General features: G+C 36.4%; 18 protein-coding genes. 12 read left to right on the top strand and 6 right to left on the bottom strand.

From position 1 onward, the window contains the following. The first annotated feature begins 457 nt into the window (after nt 1-457). Nucleotides 458-652 carry a hypothetical protein gene (locus tag JEP71_RS05895; RefSeq protein WP_198620870.1) on the top strand — a complete coding sequence of 65 codons (195 nt, stop codon included), beginning with the start codon at nt 458-460 and terminating at the stop codon, nt 650-652. 277 nt (nt 653-929) lie between these two features. Beyond that, on the top strand, nt 930-1,277 hold the full coding sequence (locus tag JEP71_RS05890) for a hypothetical protein (RefSeq protein ID WP_198625906.1): 348 nt from the start codon (nt 930-932) through the stop codon (nt 1,275-1,277). Nucleotides 1,278-1,350: 73 nt separating this feature from the next. Here the strand turns inward: JEP71_RS05890 and JEP71_RS05885 are convergent, their stop codons facing one another. The 3 genes from JEP71_RS05885 to JEP71_RS05875 all read right to left on the bottom strand — a co-directional run bounded on the left by JEP71_RS05885 (nt 1,351) and on the right by JEP71_RS05875 (nt 4,335). Further along, nucleotides 1,351-2,280 carry a Dyp-type peroxidase gene (locus JEP71_RS05885; RefSeq protein WP_198625905.1) on the bottom strand — a complete coding sequence of 310 codons (930 nt, stop codon included), beginning with the start codon at nt 2,278-2,280 and terminating at the stop codon, nt 1,351-1,353. A 195-nt stretch (nt 2,281-2,475) separates the two neighbouring features. Beyond that, nucleotides 2,476-3,300, bottom strand: a complete 825-nt coding sequence (locus tag JEP71_RS05880; protein ID WP_232797521.1) for a VanW family protein — start codon at nt 3,298-3,300, stop codon at nt 2,476-2,478. Nucleotides 3,301-3,420: 120 nt separating this feature from the next. Next, nucleotides 3,421-4,335 carry a LysR family transcriptional regulator gene (locus tag JEP71_RS05875; protein ID WP_198620868.1) on the bottom strand — a complete coding sequence of 305 codons (915 nt, stop codon included), beginning with the start codon at nt 4,333-4,335 and terminating at the stop codon, nt 3,421-3,423. 109 nt (nt 4,336-4,444) lie between these two features. Between JEP71_RS05875 and JEP71_RS05870 the strand changes: the two genes are divergently transcribed. Continuing rightward, nucleotides 4,445-5,938 (top strand): SLC13 family permease, encoded by a 1,494-nt coding sequence (locus JEP71_RS05870; protein WP_196533963.1) that lies wholly within the window; start codon nt 4,445-4,447, stop codon nt 5,936-5,938. Between the two features lie 22 nt (nt 5,939-5,960). Beyond that, nucleotides 5,961-6,566, top strand: coding sequence for a histidine phosphatase family protein (locus JEP71_RS05865; protein WP_109371414.1), 606 nt, complete (start codon nt 5,961-5,963; stop codon nt 6,564-6,566). A 184-nt stretch (nt 6,567-6,750) separates the two neighbouring features. Here the strand turns inward: JEP71_RS05865 and JEP71_RS05860 are convergent, their stop codons facing one another. After that, the gene (locus JEP71_RS05860) at nt 6,751-8,223 is read right to left on the bottom strand and encodes an anion permease (RefSeq protein WP_196533964.1); all 1,473 of its coding nucleotides are present in this window, start codon (nt 8,221-8,223) and stop codon (nt 6,751-6,753) included. Nucleotides 8,224-8,755: 532 nt separating this feature from the next. Between JEP71_RS05860 and JEP71_RS05855 the strand changes: the two genes are divergently transcribed. Continuing rightward, nucleotides 8,756-9,661 carry a LysR substrate-binding domain-containing protein gene (locus JEP71_RS05855; protein ID WP_198620866.1) on the top strand — a complete coding sequence of 302 codons (906 nt, stop codon included), beginning with the start codon at nt 8,756-8,758 and terminating at the stop codon, nt 9,659-9,661. A gap of 77 nt (nt 9,662-9,738) precedes the next feature. Here JEP71_RS05855 and JEP71_RS05850 read toward each other — a convergent pair whose 3' ends face one another. Continuing rightward, the gene (locus JEP71_RS05850) at nt 9,739-10,614 is read right to left on the bottom strand and encodes a pirin family protein (protein WP_109371408.1); all 876 of its coding nucleotides are present in this window, start codon (nt 10,612-10,614) and stop codon (nt 9,739-9,741) included. A gap of 293 nt (nt 10,615-10,907) precedes the next feature. Here JEP71_RS05850 and JEP71_RS05845 point away from each other — a divergent pair, with 293 nt between their 5' ends. The 7 genes from JEP71_RS05845 (at nt 10,908) to JEP71_RS05815 (ending at nt 18,847) form a co-directional block, all read left to right on the top strand. Further along, a complete protein-coding gene (locus JEP71_RS05845; protein ID WP_023582649.1) occupies nt 10,908-11,585 on the top strand; it encodes a hydrolase in 678 nt (225 codons plus the stop codon). Nucleotides 11,586-11,687: 102 nt separating this feature from the next. Further along, the gene (locus JEP71_RS05840; RefSeq protein WP_442958805.1) at nt 11,688-12,257 is read left to right on the top strand and encodes a YceI family protein; all 570 of its coding nucleotides are present in this window, start codon (nt 11,688-11,690) and stop codon (nt 12,255-12,257) included. 545 nt (nt 12,258-12,802) lie between these two features. After that, nucleotides 12,803-14,470 carry an acyl-CoA synthetase FdrA gene (locus tag JEP71_RS05835; RefSeq protein ID WP_198625903.1) on the top strand — a complete coding sequence of 556 codons (1,668 nt, stop codon included), beginning with the start codon at nt 12,803-12,805 and terminating at the stop codon, nt 14,468-14,470. Nucleotides 14,471-14,482: 12 nt separating this feature from the next. Then, on the top strand, nt 14,483-15,748 hold the full coding sequence (locus JEP71_RS05830; protein WP_198625902.1) for a DUF1116 domain-containing protein: 1,266 nt from the start codon (nt 14,483-14,485) through the stop codon (nt 15,746-15,748). 48 nt (nt 15,749-15,796) lie between these two features. After that, nucleotides 15,797-16,624 (top strand): DUF2877 domain-containing protein, encoded by an 828-nt coding sequence (locus JEP71_RS05825; RefSeq protein ID WP_198625901.1) that lies wholly within the window; start codon nt 15,797-15,799, stop codon nt 16,622-16,624. A 47-nt stretch (nt 16,625-16,671) separates the two neighbouring features. Beyond that, nucleotides 16,672-17,577 (top strand): carbamate kinase, encoded by a 906-nt coding sequence (locus tag JEP71_RS05820; RefSeq protein ID WP_160230627.1) that lies wholly within the window; start codon nt 16,672-16,674, stop codon nt 17,575-17,577. 25 nt (nt 17,578-17,602) lie between these two features. Next, nucleotides 17,603-18,847 (top strand): MFS transporter, encoded by a 1,245-nt coding sequence (locus JEP71_RS05815; protein WP_196533970.1) that lies wholly within the window; start codon nt 17,603-17,605, stop codon nt 18,845-18,847. A gap of 58 nt (nt 18,848-18,905) precedes the next feature. Here JEP71_RS05815 and allS read toward each other — a convergent pair whose 3' ends face one another. After that, entirely contained in the window at nt 18,906-19,820 is a 915-nt protein-coding gene (gene allS, locus JEP71_RS05810; RefSeq protein WP_198620862.1) for an HTH-type transcriptional activator AllS, read from the bottom strand. Between the last annotated feature and the right edge of the window lie 300 nt (nt 19,821-20,120).

Below are 20,120 nucleotides of genomic sequence, written 5' to 3'. Positions count from 1 at the left end.
TCAGTTGTTTTAATGATACAAATATCTTTTTAGACCGAAAGCGAAATAATTTTAATCACTATAATATCGTTGATTAACCCTCAATGACAATCCACACTTTTTCTGAAAACTCTTTAATTATCCGATAGTAAGTATTGATGGAGATAATGTTTTAACGCAATAGTGAGGAAAGATATACGCTTTTTTAAACATAAAATATAAATACGCGGGTCATCAAAGCAAAACAAGATATTTTAGTGCATAACATAAGAAAATCATCCCTTTTGCGGTATAACTCGCATAAAAATAGTTTACTCGTGTTTTTCGATTTTTAAAGCGTGTGAAAAAATTAAGAGTATGTAAGAGTAATAAGGTATCTTATGGATAATAAGGCAAAAACAAGCCAGTCATATTTTTATTAATAATAAATATTATGAATTGCTGGATTTTCTTGAAATAAACATAAAGAGTTACAGGAATGCCGCCTCGTATATTATCGCCATTACGTAATACCACTTATACTTTAAGACGTACTTCAGCACCAAACACATCAATTGTATTTAATGCAACAACAGATAATGACAGCAATATTATTTATTGGTTTGTTGATGATGCTTATCTAGGGAATAGTACAAAATCAGCGCTCAATAGAGTGGTATCCCAAAGAGAGTAGTCGCTATCGTATTCGCGCAGTAGATGATAAAGGAAGAGCGGATACACGAAATATTCGTGTTGATATTATTGGTGTGATTAACAAACAAGAAATCGAAGCACATTAATATTGGCGTTAAAGTTTGTAGGTTTTACTTAATGATTATCTTAACACTAAAATATTAATTTCTATCGTTATCTTATTCTGACTATTAACTCACTATATTGTTGCGAGATAATTATTAGGTAAAATATTGAAAAATTTATTTTATCTTGTGAGCAAGGAAGAAATAATCAACATGAAAACTAGAATTCTAAAATTAGCTTTATTAAGCGCATTAGCATTACCTTTAGTGGGATGTGGTGGTGGAACACCGACTTGTGACAGCTCAGAAGCAAAAGACTTAGTCATTGATATTACAAAAGATGAACTTCGTGATCAAAAAATGGCTGCTGTGATCGATCAAATAAAGATCAAAGTAGAAAGCGTGCGTACTCGTGAACATGATGAGAAAAGAGATACTTACTCATGTGCTGCGGAACTTTCTTTTGAAGGTAAAGGCGGCAAAAATTCAATTCCGATTACTTATACCATTGAAAGCACCGATGACGGCAAAGAATTTTACGTTAATGTTTTCGGTTTATAATTGATCCAGAGAAAAAACCATAATAAAAAAGTAGATATATAAGTAACAAGCCTATATATCTACTTGTAATAAATTACGCTAGATCATCTAGAAATTCAGGTGATGGAACAAAGAATAATGTACCTGTTACAGGGGTACTGAATTTAAGTAATTTATCGGTATGGCCTTCAGGTGTGCCTGCAAACATATTTTCTAACATACGGTTAGTTGTTGAAAAATAACGCGCATAACCAATAAAGTAAGTACCATATTCATTTCTAGATGGATTGGAAAAAGGCATATTGGCTCTGACAATTTTTAAATCTTCGCCGTTCTCATCTTGAATATTGGTTACAACATTATGTGAACCGGGTTCTTTTTCTTCATCGGTTAACTCCACATCATTGAATTTGTGTCTACCAATGACTTTTTCTTGTTCGATAAGGGGCTGTTTTTCCCATGCTTCCATATCGTGAATATATTTTTGTACAAAGGCGTAACTGCCACCTTTAAATTCAGGATCTTCATCGCCAATAACGGCATAAGAAGCACGCTCATCTTCATACTCTGGGTTTTCAGTTCCATCGACAAAACCAATAATAGAACGGCCGTCAAAATATCTAAACCCATGAACTTCATCAACATGCGTAACAATATTCTTTAGCTTTTGGCTGATGATAGACGCTAATTCGTAGCAGGCTGAAACTTTGAGGGCTCGAATATGGAAAAAGAGATCGCCTGGAGTAGAAACCGCAGTATAAGTGTCACCTTTAATTTCTTTAAAGGTATTTAGCTCTTTGGGTTTTGGCTGATTGGGAAATAATGTAGTCCACGCATTTGCACCGAATCCCATTACACAACTTGTTTCCAATTCAGGAAAACGTGTCCTCATACTACGTATCAAACCAGAAAAATTATTACAAAAATCGATCAGAGTATCGCGGTTTTCAGATGAGTGGGTGAGGTTAAAAACTAAAAAATAAGCATTCTCACAGGGTGATTTCGTAACATCTTGGTATTTCATAGTGATCCCTAAATGACGAATAATAGATGAATAATAATTAAGCTATATTTACAAAATATTGTTTTTTAGTTTTACACCAAAAACCTCTCTATTACAAAGAGAGGGTGAGATTTTTATTTTTATAAGTAACGAGTTTCAATATGATACTCTTTTTTAGAATATAAAATGTGGGCAACAAATATTTATCTAAATGAATTAATTCAATTCTGAGTCTGGAATATCATATTTTATGACAACACGATTTTTATACAATAATTCTGATTTAATTAATTGAGGAAAAGCGCCCACATTGTTTTTAGTGTAAATATCTCGCCAAATTTCATTACAACGATACACATGCTCTCCCTTTTTGATAAAAGAAGAAGATTTCTCATAAATATGATAACGATATTCCCTTGCTTCGCTACAAAGGAGTTCGCCTTCTAACTGATGTTCAGCGACATGTAATCTAATTTGATAATCATAAGACGTTGGATTATATAAGATTAAATCTACATAGTTATAAAAAATAGCGGCTCCTGAGCCAAAAGGGAGGACTCGTCCTTCATCAGGAAAGGGATCAAAACTGTGATTGGCTTTTTCAATCACTTTTAATTCAGAATGTAGTGCTAACCAATGTATTAAATTACTGGCTTGACAAATTCCACCGCCTACACCTTTTCTTGCTTCACCATAGGAGAGTTGCATGCCATCAATAAAACCTCTTTTATAGCTAGGTTTACCAATTAAATAGCAAAAAGAGAAATACTCTCCCGATTTTATCACGATACCATCTAATGCTTTTTCAACTAATTTAAGATTCGTTATCTTATTGTATTGTAATTGGATATCACTTTCGCCACGGCGACTAATTAATTTAGATGTGTGTTTTAGATAACGGTGTGAAAGCCGATGTTCTGGTTGAACGTCTCTGCTGTATTTTCGACTTGAAAATCGCCAACTAAGAGAGCGAAATAAACGACGTTGTGCCACTCTCAAAGTATAAAGAATAGGGTGATAAGACGAGAGTGTTCTACGCATAAAATCCTTTTAAACAATAGTTAATAGAAAGAGATAAACGTGAGTATGATAACGATTGAATGAGTGTATTGATACGCCGATATCCTTAAAATAATAGAGCTAAGAATTTAGCCAATAAATTTATTTATTGATATCTTTCGTTAAAATTTGAGCTTGAGATTGTAAAACAGATAAAAAATTCTTAGTGGCTGGAGAGATATATTTTTCTTTATGATAAAAGTAACGAATGCCTCGGCTAAATTGGATATCATCAAATGCAATTTCACATAAAAGACCTGATTTTAATTCTTGCATAATAGACAGACGAGATAAAATTGAGACTCCTAAACCGTGAATAACCCCCTGTTTTATTCCTTCCAAGCTATTTATTTCCATCACATTTTTGAGTTCTTTATTATTTTCTTGGATCCTATCTAATAAAAAATCACGGGTAGCAGAGTGCTCTGGTTTGATCAGAAAAACTTCTGAGGCAATATCAGAAAATCTGCAATGTTTCTTTTTTGACAGCCAATGTTCAGGTGAACAAATAAGCACTAAGGGATCGATAAGAAAGGTATCAAGATGATATTCCGTCGGATCTAAATAGATATGATCTGACATGATCAAAAATTCTAATTCTTGGGTATCAAGTTTATGGATAAGTTGTGTTGAGCTTGAAATATCCATACTTAATTTCACATCTGGATACTGTTCTCTAAATTGCGCCATAATTTGAGGTAATAGGTAAACGCCAACAAAATGGCTAGCGCCAAACTTAATTTCACCTTTAGAGGGATCATCAAATTGTCGCATATGCTCAGAAGAGGATTTTACTAAATTAATAATTTGGGTTGCGTACTGCTGATAAACCTTACCTTGAGGCGTTAAATAAAGCCGATTATTGATCCTTTCAAACAACGTTGTTTGCAATTCTTCTTCTAGTTTTCTGATTTTAATACTGACACTTGGTTGAGTGCAGAATAGGCGCTCTGCGGTTTCAGTAACATTAAAACCGTTGGCAAGTAGTAGAAAAGCATCAAGTTGGCTTAAATTCATCTCAGCACCATAAATTATTTTTATAGTTATAATATATTAATACAATTATCTTTATACCTCAATATTTCTATACTGAACTTCCTACCCTACACATTAAGAGGAATCGGTTATGGAAAAGACTGCGAAGCGAGATGACATCGCTAAACCAGCGCCATCATCACCAAAACAAAACGGTAAGAAAATAACCTTAAAAACAATAGGAATACCTTTAGCTTTATTGGTATTACTCGTTTTATTTTTTATGCCAACACCCGATGGATTAAGTATTGAAGGGCAAAAAGCCATTGCTATTTTTTGTGCCGCGTTAATTTTATGGGTGTGTGGATCTTTACCCATTTATTTAACCTCAATGCTCGTTATTGTCTTACTTCCAATAACGGGCACTGTTGCAAAAGAGAAAGTGGTTTTTGGTACATTAGGTTATGACGTTATTTGGTTGATGGTTTCAGCATTTGTTTTAACGTCCGCCATGATCAAATCGAATATTGCCAGACGCTTTGCTCTATGGATGATCACCAAATTTGGGCAAACACCCAAAAAAGCGTTATTTGTCCTTATTTTAATTAACTTCAGCTTAGTTTTCTTTGTTCCCTCAACGACTGCACGCGCGACATTAATGGTGCCTATTTGTATGATCTTATTAGAGATACATAAGGCAATTCCTGGAAAAAGTAATTACGGGAAATTAATGATGTTGCAAGGCGTACAAGCTGATGCTTTGGCAACATCCGGTGTAATGACGGGAACTGCGGCTAATATTATTGCAGTTGGATTTATCAATTCACAAGCCGGTGGTTCTATTGGTTATATGGATTGGTTAATTGCTTCTTTCCCATTAGCTATTGTTGGTATGACTATCTCCTTTTTTATTGGATTAAAATTATTCTCTTTTAAGGGGGAAGTGGATTTTGAAGGTTCGCTAGAGAAATTAAAAAAAGAACGTTCTCAACTTGGTGCATTAACTAAGAATGAGAAAAAAGCCATGTATATCTTTTTAATGGCGGTGTTCTTATGGGCAACCGAAAGTTATCACCAAGATATGTTTGGCTTCAAAATTAGCGTTTATATGACTGCTGTTATTGCTGCCATTCTCTGTCTGATGCCTCGTATTGGCTTATTAACGTGGAATGAAGCCAATATTAAATGGGATCTTATGATATTTGCAGCAGGTGCTTATGCGGCAGGTAATACTTTAGAATCCACACAAGGTGCGCAATGGTTAATTGGTAAAATGGTTTATGGGCTCGGACTCGAAAATATGAGTACGACGATGGTCTATGTTGTTGTTGTTTTTATCTGTATGTATAGCCATTTAATTTTTACGAGTAAAACCGTGAAAACGACCATATTAATTCCAGCCATTATTGCGCTTGCCAAAACATTAGGCATGGATCCGGTAACATTAGCATTAGCCGCGTCATTTACACTCACATATACCATTACATTACCACCACATTCAAAAGTAAATACCATCTATTTTTCAAGTGGTTACTTTAGTGTATTAGACCAAATGAAATATGGATTAATTACCTGTTTTGTTGGTGCATCGGTAATTTCTATTGCGATATTCACTTGGTTCCAAATTCTTGGATATGGTCTTTAAGCCATTAAATTAAGGAATAATAATGAGACTAATTTTATTAAGACACGGTGAAACCTTATGGAATATGGAATCACGCTTACAAGGACATGCTAATTCTTGTTTATCACCAAAAGGCATTAATCAAGCAATGGCGATAAAAGAGAGTATTAAATTGTTATCACCCGCTAGGATTATTACGTCAGATTTAGGGCGAACAGTACAAACCGCAGAAATTGTCGGTCATCCCGAAGCGGTTAAAGAGCCGTTATTACGTGAGTTAAATATGGGGGAATGGACAGGACAGCGAAAACCAGAACTCATAAGACATCATGCAGATAAATACAAAAATTGGCGAGCAGGAACATATACGCCACCTAAAGGTGAAAATTGGTTTGATTTTTGTGATCGTATTGGTGCGGCATTAAAGGAATGGGTACATAAAGAAGACAGTGATTTATTAGCGGTTGTGCATAGTGGTGTTATTCGTGCAGCCTGCAAAGTATTTTTAAATTTGTCACCTGAGTTTTTATTACCCGCAACACCAGGCACAATAACGATATTTAATTTTGATCTTAATTCTGATAAAGCGCCAAAATTAGAAGCCTATAATATTGGATCTTATATGCCAGATAAGAATGTCGCTGATTAAGATTAATAAGAAGTGGTTTTCAATTTAATCATCCTGTTTTAAACGTATTTCTTATTTAAGGCTAGAATTTAAATCTAGAATTTAAATTTGAAATTTAAATCTGAAATTTAAAATAAGTCACTCCGATATTAAATCAGAGCAAGGGAAACTTTGCTCTGATTTATTGAAATCAAACCATTAAATCCTACCAATATCCCAACACCTTCCACCACATGCTACCAAGGGTTATCCAAACGATAAGGTTAACCACACTCATCACAAATCCCGTTTTCCACCATTCACCTAATGTGGCGTAGCCAGAACCGAAAATAATGGGGGCGGTGCCTGTGCCGTAATGAGTGAGTGACATCATTAATGAAGATGAGAATGCCAAAATAAGCCCTAATAACATTGGTGGTGCGCCAAGGGCTAAACCTGCGGCATAAAAAGCGGCGAACATTGCGGTAATATGAGCAGTAGTACTAGCAAAGAAATAATGAGAATAAACATAAATTAGTACCAGTAATATCATGCCACTGACCCAACTAATACCCATGCTATCAATACTTGCCCCTACACTGAGTGACAACCATTTAATTAATCCTAATTTTCCTAAGAAGGATGCCATCATTACTAATGCAGAGAACCAAACTACTGTATCCCATGCACCTTTGTTTTTTAAAATATCATCCCAATTTAAAACGCCAGTACATAATAAAATCGACAAACCAATAAAGGCTGCTGTTGTTGCATTAACGCTAAATCCATCACCAAATAATAATGCTGGGACACCAGCCCACATGATTAATAACAAGGCGAAGACGGCAAGAGTTATTTTTTCAGGTAATGAAATAGGGCCTAATTGCGCTAAACGCTCTTTGGCAAAATGAGGTGCATTTGGAGTGCGGGTTATTTCAGGCTTATACAGTAGATAAATAACAATAGGCATTAAAATTAATGAAACGATAGCTGGCACAAAAGCCGCAATTGCCCACATAGACCAACTAAGCTCATGTGTAGGATCTGTTTCACTAATAATTAAACTGACAATTAGCGGGTTAGGAGCTGTTGCCGTAATAAACATAGCGGAAGTAATAGGATTTATATTGTAGTTCACTAAAGAGAGGTAACGGCCTATTTTACCACTTGTACCATCTTCCGCTTTAGAGTTAAAACTATCTGAAATTGATCGCATAATGGGGTGAATAATCCCACCCCCTCGTGCGGTATTACTTGGTGTTACAGGAGCTAAGATTGTTTCTGCAATTGCTAATGAATAGGCTATTCCAATGGTTCTTTTACCAAAAAGTGAAATAAAATAATAACCAATTCTAGCGCCGAGTCCCGTTTTATTTAGACTCATTGATACCATAATGGAAATACCAATTAACCAGATAAGATCATTGGAAAATCCACTTAATGCATCACCGATAGCGGCTTTGGTTGAATTAGGATTAGTGACACCTGTAACAGCGACTAATGCGATAGCAATAATAGATACAGCACCGATAGGAAGTGCTTTACCAATAATGGCGGCGATAGTACCGACAAAGAGTGCTAATAAATGCCAAGCATTGGGATCAACCCCCTGTGGTACAGGAACAAGAAACCAGATAATAAGGGTAATAGAAACGGCGATTAATGTAGGTATCGGTCGTAATGGAGTTAATTTATTCATCAGGTTATTCCATTAGGTTGCAGGTTAAATAAATAATCGGAAGTAAAAAGTAAAGCTAATAAGTATTTTTATTGAAGATGATCTTATTAACATATTATTAAATATTCATTGATTGATGTCATAAAAATAAAATTATTTATTAACTTAATTTTAAAATAAGAGATTTTATGTAACTTAATGTTATTGAAATACAGGGTGATTATTTATCTTTATGTTTTTATTGTTGTTTTTTTATTTTTATTATTATAACTAAACATTAATAATAAAAACTAAATTCAATGATAGGTGGAAATAAAATATAATTATGGTATGTAATTTTATCTCATATCACATTTATAATATTAAATTAATAAGATTATAACGGATTGTGTTACTATTCTCGGTCGCCTTTATTTTATTAACCTATGTGATTATAATGTCATTAACAATAGCTGAATAATGGTAAATAATATTTACAATTATTTTTTGCCATAATATCGATATCTGAAACAATTCAGCTAAATATTGAAAATAACCTAATAGGTGATACACAATGAAGTACGATTTAAATGATCTCTACTATTTTGTGAAAGTCGTTGAGTTTGGCGGTTTTTCTCAAGCGGCAGAAACATTAGGTATACCTAAATCTAAACTAAGTCGTCGTATCGCTGATTTGGAACAGAAACTCAATGTCTCTTTGATTTATCGTTCTACTCGTCAATTTCATGTCACTAAAATCGGGCAGACATTTTATCAGCAGTGTAAAAATGTGGTTGCAGAAGCTGAAATAGCGGAAGAAATTATTTATTCGGTACAAGGGCACCCACATGGCACCATTAAACTCTCGTGTCCTGTCGCATTATTACAAATTTATATTCAAGATATTTTGGTCGATTTTATGGAAAAATATCCAGATATTAATATTCAGATCTTAGCCATTAATCGACCTGTTGATGTAATTAGTGAAGGCCTTGATTTAGCTTTACGAGTAAGAGCATTACCGCTAGATGATTCAGGTTTAACAATGAAAATTCTAGGCTATTCTCGACGTGTTCTAGTTGCCAGTCCCCTGTTATTTGAAGGGCAAGAGCTTCCTGATTCACCAGAACAACTTGCAGATTATCCTATTTTGGCAAATAGCGAACACTCACAACAATACACACTTACGTTGACTCATGAAAATGGTACGGTTTCCACACAACACGTAACGCCGAAATTAGCGACAACAGATGTTATTACGCTTTATAAAGCAACATTAAAAGGATTAGGAATAGCGCGATTACCACTGAGTGTGGTTGAAAAAGAATTACAAGACGGCACGCTAATTGAAGTGTTGCCAAATTGGCGTTTTCCTAAAGATGTTATTCATGCAGTTTATCCGTCAAGAAAAGGGTTATTACCTGCTATTCAGGTGTTGCTGGAATACCTTGCTGATAATATGTCGCCATTGAAAGAGTAGAACAATATAAAAACGGCTCCGAATATTAAAGGGAGCCGTTTGAATGTTTATTGCTTTATACCGTATTTAAAAAAGTGTTACTCATTAGGAATACGACCAAATTTACCTTGGTTAAAATCATCAATGGCCTGTCTGATTTGTGCTTCGCTATTCATCACAAAAGGACCATAACCTACAACAGGCTCATTAATAGGCTCACCACTGAGATATAAGACGATAGCATCATCTTCAATCGCTTCAAGATTAACAGTACCACCTTCATTATCTAAAATAACCAAATCACCTGTTTGTAATTGGGTCTGATTATCAAGATAAACACTACCGTGTAGAACGACTAAGCCAACATAGCGATCTTTCTTGGTCGGCAGCGTCACTGATTTTGTGCTTTTTAATTGGAGATCCCACACATCTACAGGTGAAAAGGTTTTTGCTGCGCCATCTGTATCATGATAATTCCCAGCAATAACGCGCAATTGACCCGCGTTATCTGCCAAAGGAAGTACAGGGATCGCGCTTTCTTTTAATAACTGATAGCCAGCAGGTGCTGATTTAGCCTCAGATGGAAGGTTAACCCACAACTGCACCATATCTAACACACCGCCTTCTTTAGTAAATGCATCAGAATGATATTCTTGATGTAAAATACCTGAAGCAGCGGTCATCCACTGCACATCACCTGGACCGATTACGCCACCTTCTCCAGTGGAATCATGGTGTGCAACTTCACCTTTATAAACGATAGTGACCGTTTCAAATCCGCGGTGAGGGTGTTCACCGACACCACGATTATGTCCTTGAGATGCAGGAAAATCAGTAGGGCCAGCTCTATCTAAAAGTAAAAATGGGTTTAAATATTTACCATGATTACCATAACTAAAGAGTGAGCGAACATGAAAACCATCACCAACCCAATGTTGACGAGGTGCTTTATAAATACCTATGATCTTTTTCATAAAATGTTCCTATAAAATGTCTATAGGTGCTATTTTAGAACGACTAATATATTTAAGTAGTATCAAAATTAGATTTCATCATCCTAAAAATAGAACAATAATAAAATGTTTCAGTGTTCTATTTTTAGAATAGTGTTTATCAGAATTGCTACTACCGAGCTTTTAATTAATTGACTATTGTTTATTACAGCAGAAGAGAAACGATATAAAAATATTTTCCCCTAATATTTTTCTCTAATATTTTTCTTCAATCATGTTAATAATCAACTTTATTAATTAAAAGGAATAAACAAATGAGCACTCCAGCAAATTTTAATGGTCAACGCCCTGTAATTAATCCAGAAGATGCTGTTATGTTATTAATTGATCACCAAAGTGGTTTATTTCAAACCGTAGGTGATATGCCAATGACTGAATTACGAGCACGCGCTTCAGTATTAGCGAAAATGGCAACATTAGCTAATATGCCTGTTATTACAACTGCTTCTGTACCACAAGGCCCTAATGGTCCATTAATTCCTGAAATTCATCAAAATGCACCTCATGCAAAATATATTGCACGTAAAGGTGAAATTAACGCTTGGGATAATCCTGAGTTTGTTGAAGCTGTTAAAGCAACAGGTAAAAAGCAATTAATTATCGCGGGTACTATTACGAGTGTTTGTATGGCATTCCCTGCAATTAGTGCGGTTGCTGAAGGTTATCAAGTCTTTGCAGTGATTGATGCATCAGGTACTTACAGTAAAATGGCTGAAGAAATTACCTTAGCTCGTATTGTTCAAGCGGGTGTAGTACCGATGGACACCGCAGCGGTTGCTTCTGAAATTCAAAAAACATGGAATCGTGCTGATGCCGCTGAATGGGCGCAAGCGTATACTCAGATTTTCCCTGCTTATCAGTTATTAATTGAAAGTTATAGCAAAGCTCAAGACGTATTAAAAAATAACGAAGTTTTAGATTCTCAGCGTTAATTAATTTTAAATTCTCTTTGTAATTTTTATTCTCTTTGTTTAAAAATGCCTATAAAGCTTTTTCTTTATGGGCATTATTTTATAAAAATATATTAGGAATCAATAATGAAATTTATTTTACCTGCCGTATTATCCTCATTATTACTTGTGCCGACAGTGCAAGCAAATGAATATAAACTTGAGCCGACACACACTAAGGCTATGTTTTATATTGATCACTTTGGTACTTCGACCAATAGTGGTGGTTTTTATGAGATTGAAGGGGATTTAACTTATTCACCAGAAAAGAATATAGGAAAAATAAATGTTTCTATTCCAGTTAAAACATTAAATACGGGATTAAAGGTATTTGATAATCATGTGAAAAGTGCCGATATTTTAGATGCAGATAAATACCCAACAATTCAGTTTTCTTCAACACAATGGCATTTTTCTAATAATAAGCCTACATCTATTGATGGGTTATTAACAATGAAAGGGAAAACACTGCCAATTCATTTAACAGCAACTAAATTTAATTGTTATGAAAGCCCTGTATTTAATGCACCTGTTTGTGGGGGAGATTTTGAAACAACCATTAAACGTTCAGATTGGGGCGTAGACTTTTTAGTCAAAGAAGGAATGGCGGATAATATGACATTAAAAATTCAAGTTGAAGCTATTAAGCAGTAACTTAAGTTATATATTAAATATTCTTTCTATTTTAAAAGCCTTATTAAATAAAAGGCTTTTTTGTTTTTTATAAAATTAAATACAATTGAAAATAAAGATTAACTTAAAAATTTAACAAAGGAAAATAGCCTTTTTTATTTATTGATAATAATTATTTATTGTTGTATGTTATAAAATTGTAACTTGATAATTAGTTGTCTTTGTTTTATTTGAAGTTTGTATTCTATTGGTTGTTTCTTATTCGTTAAATTCCTCTATGAAGTTTTAGGTTTTATCCCTAAATTAATAAGCTTTCCTCATCATAATTTATTTAATAAATATCGTTCGATTAAATAAAAATTTTTTACAATAAGTAAGTGTGACTTCTGTCACTCTACATTTCGATATTTCTTCAGTATGTTTATATACAGAGATTAGAAATTAATAAATCAGACATTTATTTATATTGCTTAATAACTTAAGCAAATAGGCTTCTTATTATCAAAAAAACGAAATGCAAATAGATATGTGCTGTTACATATATTAAATGCGTTAAGGATATCATAATGATCCATGCTTTTATTAAAAAAGGGAGCTTTCAGGATTCAGTAAGCCTGATGATTATTTCCCGAAAATTAAGTGAAGCCCCAGAGGTGGAAGAAATTTCCGTCATGATGGGAACACCAGCGAATAAATCTCTTCTCGATGTCACCGGTTTCTGGCACGACATGTTTAACGAAGCCACACCGAATGACATTTGTGTTTCGATTAAAGCGGAATCAGACGATCCTTCCATTATCGATATGATTTCTACGGCATTAGAGGAAGCACTGGCAGAGATAGCCAGTGGTCAAAAAGGTGGTAACAAATTAACGACAGTGCGTAGCTGGCGTACCGCTAAACAAAAAAGCACGAATGCCAATATGTTACTTATCTCTATTGCGGGGGAATATGCGGCTGAATTAGCTGATACCGGTTTAGAAGATGGCTGTAACGTTATGCTGTTCTCTGACAACGTTTCTATCGCAGATGAAAAAGCATTAAAAGAAAAAGCAGCTGCAAAAGGTCTGATTGTGATGGGGCCTGACTGTGGTACTGCGAATATTGCGGGTGCTCCTCTTGCTTTCGCGAATATTGCACCTAAAGGTTCAATAGGTATTGTGGGCGCATCAGGTACTGGTATTCAAGAAATCACCTCACAGATTGTTTTACAGCGCCAAGGTATTTCTCACTCCATTGGTTTAGGTGGGCGTGATTTAACTGAGCAAATTGGTGGCATCAGTGCAATAACAGCTATCAATATGCTGGCTGCTGATCCTAATACTCGAGTTATTGCTTTTGTTTCTAAGCCACCAGCGCCAGCTGTTCGCCAAAAAATCATTGCTGAAATGAAACGCCATAACAAACCGATTGTGGCTCAATTCTTAGGAACAAAACCTGAGAAATTCCAAGACGACAATATCTATTTCACTCGCACTTTAGATGAAACTGCACGTATTGCGGCTGAATTAGCTCGTGTTGAAGATATTGCCGCGGAATTACCAAAAGTAGCAGGTAAGAAAATCATTGGTCTTTATGCCGGTGGTACGTTAGCGGCTGAGTGCGCCATGTTGTTATCTGAAAAACTCAATGTTGAAGTCGATAACGAGCATAAACAAGGCACGATGCTAGATGCTGATGGTCACAAAATTATCGATATGGGTGATGACTTCTATACACAGGGTAAACCACACCCAATGATTGACCCATCTACACGTAACAAATTTATCAGTGAGCTAAGTAATAAAACTGAAGCGGGCGTGTTACTGGTTGATTTTGTTATTGGTTATGGCGCAACTCAAGATCCAGCTGGCGCGTTAATTCAGGAAATCAAAAAACTGAATGAGAAACGTGGCGAAGCAAATCCACTGATCACTATCGCAACTATCACGGGTACTGAAGACGATCCACAAAACCGTAGCGAACAGCAAAAACAGCTAAAAGAAGCGGGCATTATTGTGATGGATACGTTGCCAGAAGCCGTTTTATTAGCCAAAGAATTAATCCAGCCTCATCCAGCAGAAGCACATGCTGAAGTGTCGCCACTGCTTAACGGGATCTCTGTGATCAACGCAGGATTACGTAGCTTTGCAGACGATCTGCAATCAAGTGGCACCCCCGTTGTTCATTATCAGTGGGCACCTGTCGCAGGTGGCAATAAAAAACTGGCTGAAATATTAAAGAAATTGAAATAAGGAATTGCAGATATGTACTCAACTATCGAACAAGCGAATGAAGCAGTTATCGAACGTATCCGTGAAGCCCGTCCTCACTGGTGTGATGTTAGCTTAGCAAAAGAAGTTGTTCCTGCTTTAGAGACAGGTAAAAAATTACTTCACGCAGGTCCACCAGTAACTTGGGGGGAAATGAGTGGCCCTGTTCGCGGTGCATGTATTGGTGCTTCTTTATTTGAAGGTTGGGCAGAAACTGAAGAACAAGCATTGGCAATGTTAGAAGCCGGTGAAATTGAGTTTATTCCTTGCCATAACGTGAATGCAGTAGGCCCAATGGGCGGTATTACTTCTGCTCATATGCCAATGCTGGTTATCAAAAACCACATTCATGGTAACTACGCTTACTGCAACATGAACGAAGGTATCGGTAAAGTGATGCGCTTTGGTGCTTACGGTCCAGATGTGCAAGAGCGTTTACATTGGATGCAAAATAGCTTGGCGCCAGTATTAAAAGCAGCGATTGCAACGTTTGAAAACGGTATCGATCTGACGGCAATTATGGGACAAGCAATTACGATGGGTGATGAATTCCACCAACGTAACATCGCCGCATCTGCACTGTTACTGCGCCAGCTTGCACCAGTACTAGGCACTTTAGATTTCGAAGAAGCTGAAATCACAAAAGTAACTAAATTCCTGAGCATTACAGACCAATTCTTCCTGAACTTAGCAATGGCTTACTGTAAGGCTGCGATGGATGCGGGTGCTCAAATCAAGCAAGGTACTATCGTCACTGTAATGACACGTAATGGCAGCAACTTTGGTATCAAAATCAGCGGAATGGGTGACCAATGGTTTACCGCTCCAGTAAATACACCACAAGGTCTGTTCTTCTCAGGCTTTAGTCAAGCAGATGCGAATCCAGATATCGGTGATAGTGCAATCACTGAAACCTTCGGTATTGGTGGCGCAGCAATGGTTGCCGCTCCTGGTGTAACACGCTTTGTTGGGACATCAGGTGGTATGGATGCGGCGCGTGAAGTGACTGAAGAAATGGCTGAGATCTATCTTGCACGCAACATGATGTTGCAAATTCCAACTTGGGATTTCCAAGGTGCATGTTTAGGTTTAGATGCTCGTCGCGTAGTTGAAACAGGGATCACGCCACTGATTAACACAGGGATTGCACATAAAGAGCCGGGTGTTGGTCAGATTGGTGCTGGTACTGTACGCGCACCTTTAGGTTGCTTTGAAAAAGCAATTGTTGCACTTGCTGAAGAGCTAGGCATCGACGCTTAATCTCGTTTTTTAACGACAAAGTGCAGCAATAGCAATAAAGGGGGCATTATGCAAATTCAAGCACTTCAAACCAGCCAGCATATCACTGACTTTGAAGGTGAGATTAAATGTGTGGGCATTTATGACCATGCTTTGAATTTCATTTGCCCTCAACAACGCTTAATGACTTTTCATCGTGAAGGAAAAGGATTAAGCCCGATGGGATGGTTACTAAAACAAGATGATTTTGATTATTTTGCCAAACAGTGCCATCCCTCGATTGTGATGAGTCTTAAAAATCATCAAGCGATACTCGCAAATAAACTCACATTGATCGCAGGTCAAAGTGAGAATTTGCGCTTACAAGATAAAGCGAATTTAGATTTACGTTGGTTAGAAAGTTTTTTTTCTCTGTTATCTCCCTCGATTGCAACGGGGTTATACGGCTCATTGAAAAATTACCGTCAAATCGCGCAACTCAGTGAAATTAGATTACTAACTAAGCTATTTCATAACCAGCTATTAGGCAATGCGGTTAACTGGGCTATTTTTACAGGAAAAGGCCCCGGATTAACGCCAAGTTCAGATGATATGCTGGTGGGGATGCTATTTGCACATTATTTAGCAGAGCCAGAAAATAAACTTAATAATTTTTTTAATAACACACCGCCTTTATCTGAATTGACCACCATTGTCAGTAAGCATTATTTGGAATATGCCACACAGGGAATATTTTCTACCTATCTCATTCAACTAGGTAAAAAAATAAAGAATAAAGAGATTATTTTTAAGGATATGTTGGAAATACTCTCTATTGGTCATCATTCTGGTGCAGATACATTACTGGGCTTATGGATTGGTTACCAAACTAAAAAACAACAACAGCATATTGATTAATATTTTTTAATAAAAGAATTTATATAAACATTCGGATACGGATAATTATGAAAACAATTGTTATTGCTTTAGGCGGAAATGCATTATTGCAACGCGGGGAAGTTTTGTCTGCTGAAAATCAATATAAAAATATTGAATTGATGTCAGAGACAATTAATAAATTAGCTAAAGAGTATCGTGTTGTATTAGTACACGGTAATGGGCCTCAAGTTGGATTGCTTGCACTTCAAAACCTTGCATATCAAGATGTTCCTGCATATCCATTGGATATCTTAGTCGCAGAAAGCCAAGGTATGATTGGTTATATGATGATGCAGAAAATTAATCAAAATCACCCTGAACAAGCTATTACAACGGTAATGACTCGAGTTTCCGTTGATATTAATGATGAAGCATTTAACGATCCAAGTAAATTTATTGGCCCTATTTATGATGAAGCTGCTAAAGAAGAGTTAATTGCGAAGTATCAATGGACATTTAAACAAGACGGTAAATATTATCGTCGTGTTGTGCCATCACCAACACCGAAAAAGATTATTGATATCGAAGCAGTAAGACTTTTATTAGATAAAGGTCATATTGTTATTTGTGGTGGCGGTGGCGGTATTCCAGTCAACAATTCAAATAATGAATTTATTGGTAGTGAAGCTGTTATTGATAAAGATTTAACGGCGGCTTTAATTTCTCGTGAATTAAATGCAGAGCACTTTGTTATTTTAACAGAGGCAGATGCTATTTATAAAAATTGGGGTACACCAGAACAAGCTGCAATTCGTGAAGCAACACCAGAAGAACTTGCACCAATGGCTGTCGCTGATGGCGCAATGGGACCAAAAATCATGGCAGTGAGTGATTTTGTTAATGCAACAGGGCAACAAGCTCATATTGGTGCATTACAAAATATTCAACAAGTTATTGAAGGTCAGTCTGGCACTTTAATTTATCAGTCTTAATAAAAATGCTTTCAGGAGCGTCATTATGAACGATGCACAAGTGAATGAGAAAGGCAAAGTCCCTTATTGGGTTAAACTGACCATTATCTTCTTCTTTGGTTGGATTGCGCTGTATGGTAGCCGTGCTATTGTTGGCCCTTTAATGGTAAATATTGGTGCTGAGTTTGATCTGTCTAAAGCTCAACTTGGCTCCATCATGAGTATTTTCTTTATCGGATATACTGCACTAAATATTCCATCAGGCATGATTGGTGACTATTTAGGTAAGAAAAAAGTATTAGTAACAGGTGTTGTTCTCTTCGGTGGATTCACCATTATTGCGGGTATGATGCCAACTTACGTGACCTTTATGTTTGCATGGGTCATGGTGGGGATATTCCAAGGTTTCTATTATGGCCCTCAGTATGGTCTATCCTCAGAAGCGATACCAAAACATCGTATTACATTAGGTAGTGCGATTATCAATAGTGGTATGGCATTTGGTTTGTCTATTGGTTACTACATCTCAAGTATTTCTGTTGGTGAGATGGGAATGAGCTGGCGTGCTCCGTTCTATATCATTGGTGTGCCAATTATTATTATTGGTTTGGTTATGTTATGGATCATCAAAGATAAGCCAAAAGCACAACCTGCGGCAGAAAATGGCGCACCAAAACAAAAAGTTAAACTGACATTTAAAGATTTATTTGGTAATCGCAATATCAACCTTGCGTATGTCACCATCTTCTGTTCAATCTATGGCTTCTTTGTCTTAGTAACGTGGTTACCGTATTACTTAGAAACTGAGCGTGGAATTACTGGGACACAAATTTCAACTATCGCATCATTAATGCCGTGGTTTGCTATTCCTGGTTCACTTATTTTTAGCTGGGTTTCAGATAAAATTGGTCGCCGTAAACCTGTATTATTGATCATGTTACCGCTGTCATTAGTCGCTATTCTTGCTGTGCCAATGTCAGAATCAATGCCTGTGTTAATTGGCGCGCTGATCCTTTACGGCATTGTCGGTAAAATCAGCACAAACCCAGTACTTGTTGCTGTGGTTGCTGATAACTCACCGCGACATGCACTAGGTACATCATTTGGTGTTTATAACTGTATCGGTATGCTGGGTTCTGTTTTTGCACCAACATTAACTGGTTTCCTATCAGACAAAACAGGTAGCATGGACTCAGGTTTCTACTTTGCAGCTATTCTGATTTGTATCGGTATTGTGGCAAGCCTTTTTATTAAAGAAAGCAACAACAATAATGAAGAAGCAAAAGCGTAGTACGCTATTCAGATAGTCACTGAATATACAGTAAAAGGGCAAACTTCGGTTTGCCTTTTTAATTTAAAGGATCGTAAAACGATTGCACACTCGGGTGATTTTGCTTAAACAACTCCACTAAATAACTGACTACTGCGCCTTTTTTATCTTCACACCATGCCAATGAAAGAGGAGAGTTATGACGACGATTTTTTACTTCTTTCGCAATTAACTGTCCGCTATCAATAAGTGGTTTGCATAAACTTAATGGCAAAAATCCTATTCCCACGCCTTTTAAATGACAGGCTAATTTTGTGTGTAAATCAGGTACACGGATCTCGTGCTGACCCGATAAGCGCCATGCAGTACGTTTAGAAAGATGGCGAGACGTATCTTCGACGTTTACAGCAGAATACATACGCATTTGATCATCACTTAAGACACCACTGATATTGGCTAAAGGATGATTCGGCGCGACAACAAATTGCCATTGAATTTCGCCCATCGCACAAATGTTAATATTATTCTTAAGGGATTCATTACCCGTAACACCGATAGCAAAATGGTAATCTTCATTAATAAGTGCATCCCAAACACCCATATAGACTTGGCGAGTAATATGAAATTGGGTAGAAGGAAAACGTTGATGAAGACAAGCCAACATACTGGCAACAGCGGTGCGATCATAAAGAAGATTATTAATCACAATATTGACCTGATGTTCGACACCTGCGTTCATTTGTTGAAGTTCTATAGGCATTGATTCTAGCCATACAATCCATTGACGACATTTTTCTAATAGATATTCGCCTGCCGGTGTGAGTGTAACGGTTCTTGTGGTGCGATTAAAAAGTTGGGTACCAATATTTTCTTCTAATGTTTTTATACGGTAACTAATTGCCGCTGATGTTTTATGAAGCATATCGGCTGCTTTGGTAAAACTTTGGCAGTCGGCGACCTGTATAAAAGTGCGGATCATTTCTTGATCTAACATATTTTTGTCCTGATGGCGAAAGAGGCAAATTTTCAGCAGATAATGCTGAACTAAAAAAAAGAAAACAGAGCAAAGCTTACCTATTTTTTCTAAGGTCTATACCGTAAAGTGAGGCAACTTCTTATCGTATTAATGGATGTTATTATTTTGAGCTTGTTATTGTGTACCGAATGAAGTTTTGATTATTTATAGATAAGCGATAAAGCATACTAACAAAAATTTCATCGGATAATGGGCGCAATAAGAATATCTGTATTCTATTTGTGTGAGTGCTTTCACGTTTCACACATCCTTTTACTG

It is taken from the genome of Proteus sp. PR00224 (genome assembly GCF_016238105.1).
Lineage (GTDB): Bacteria > Pseudomonadota > Gammaproteobacteria > Enterobacterales > Enterobacteriaceae > Proteus.
This window is presented reverse-complemented; position numbering and strand designations above follow the sequence as displayed.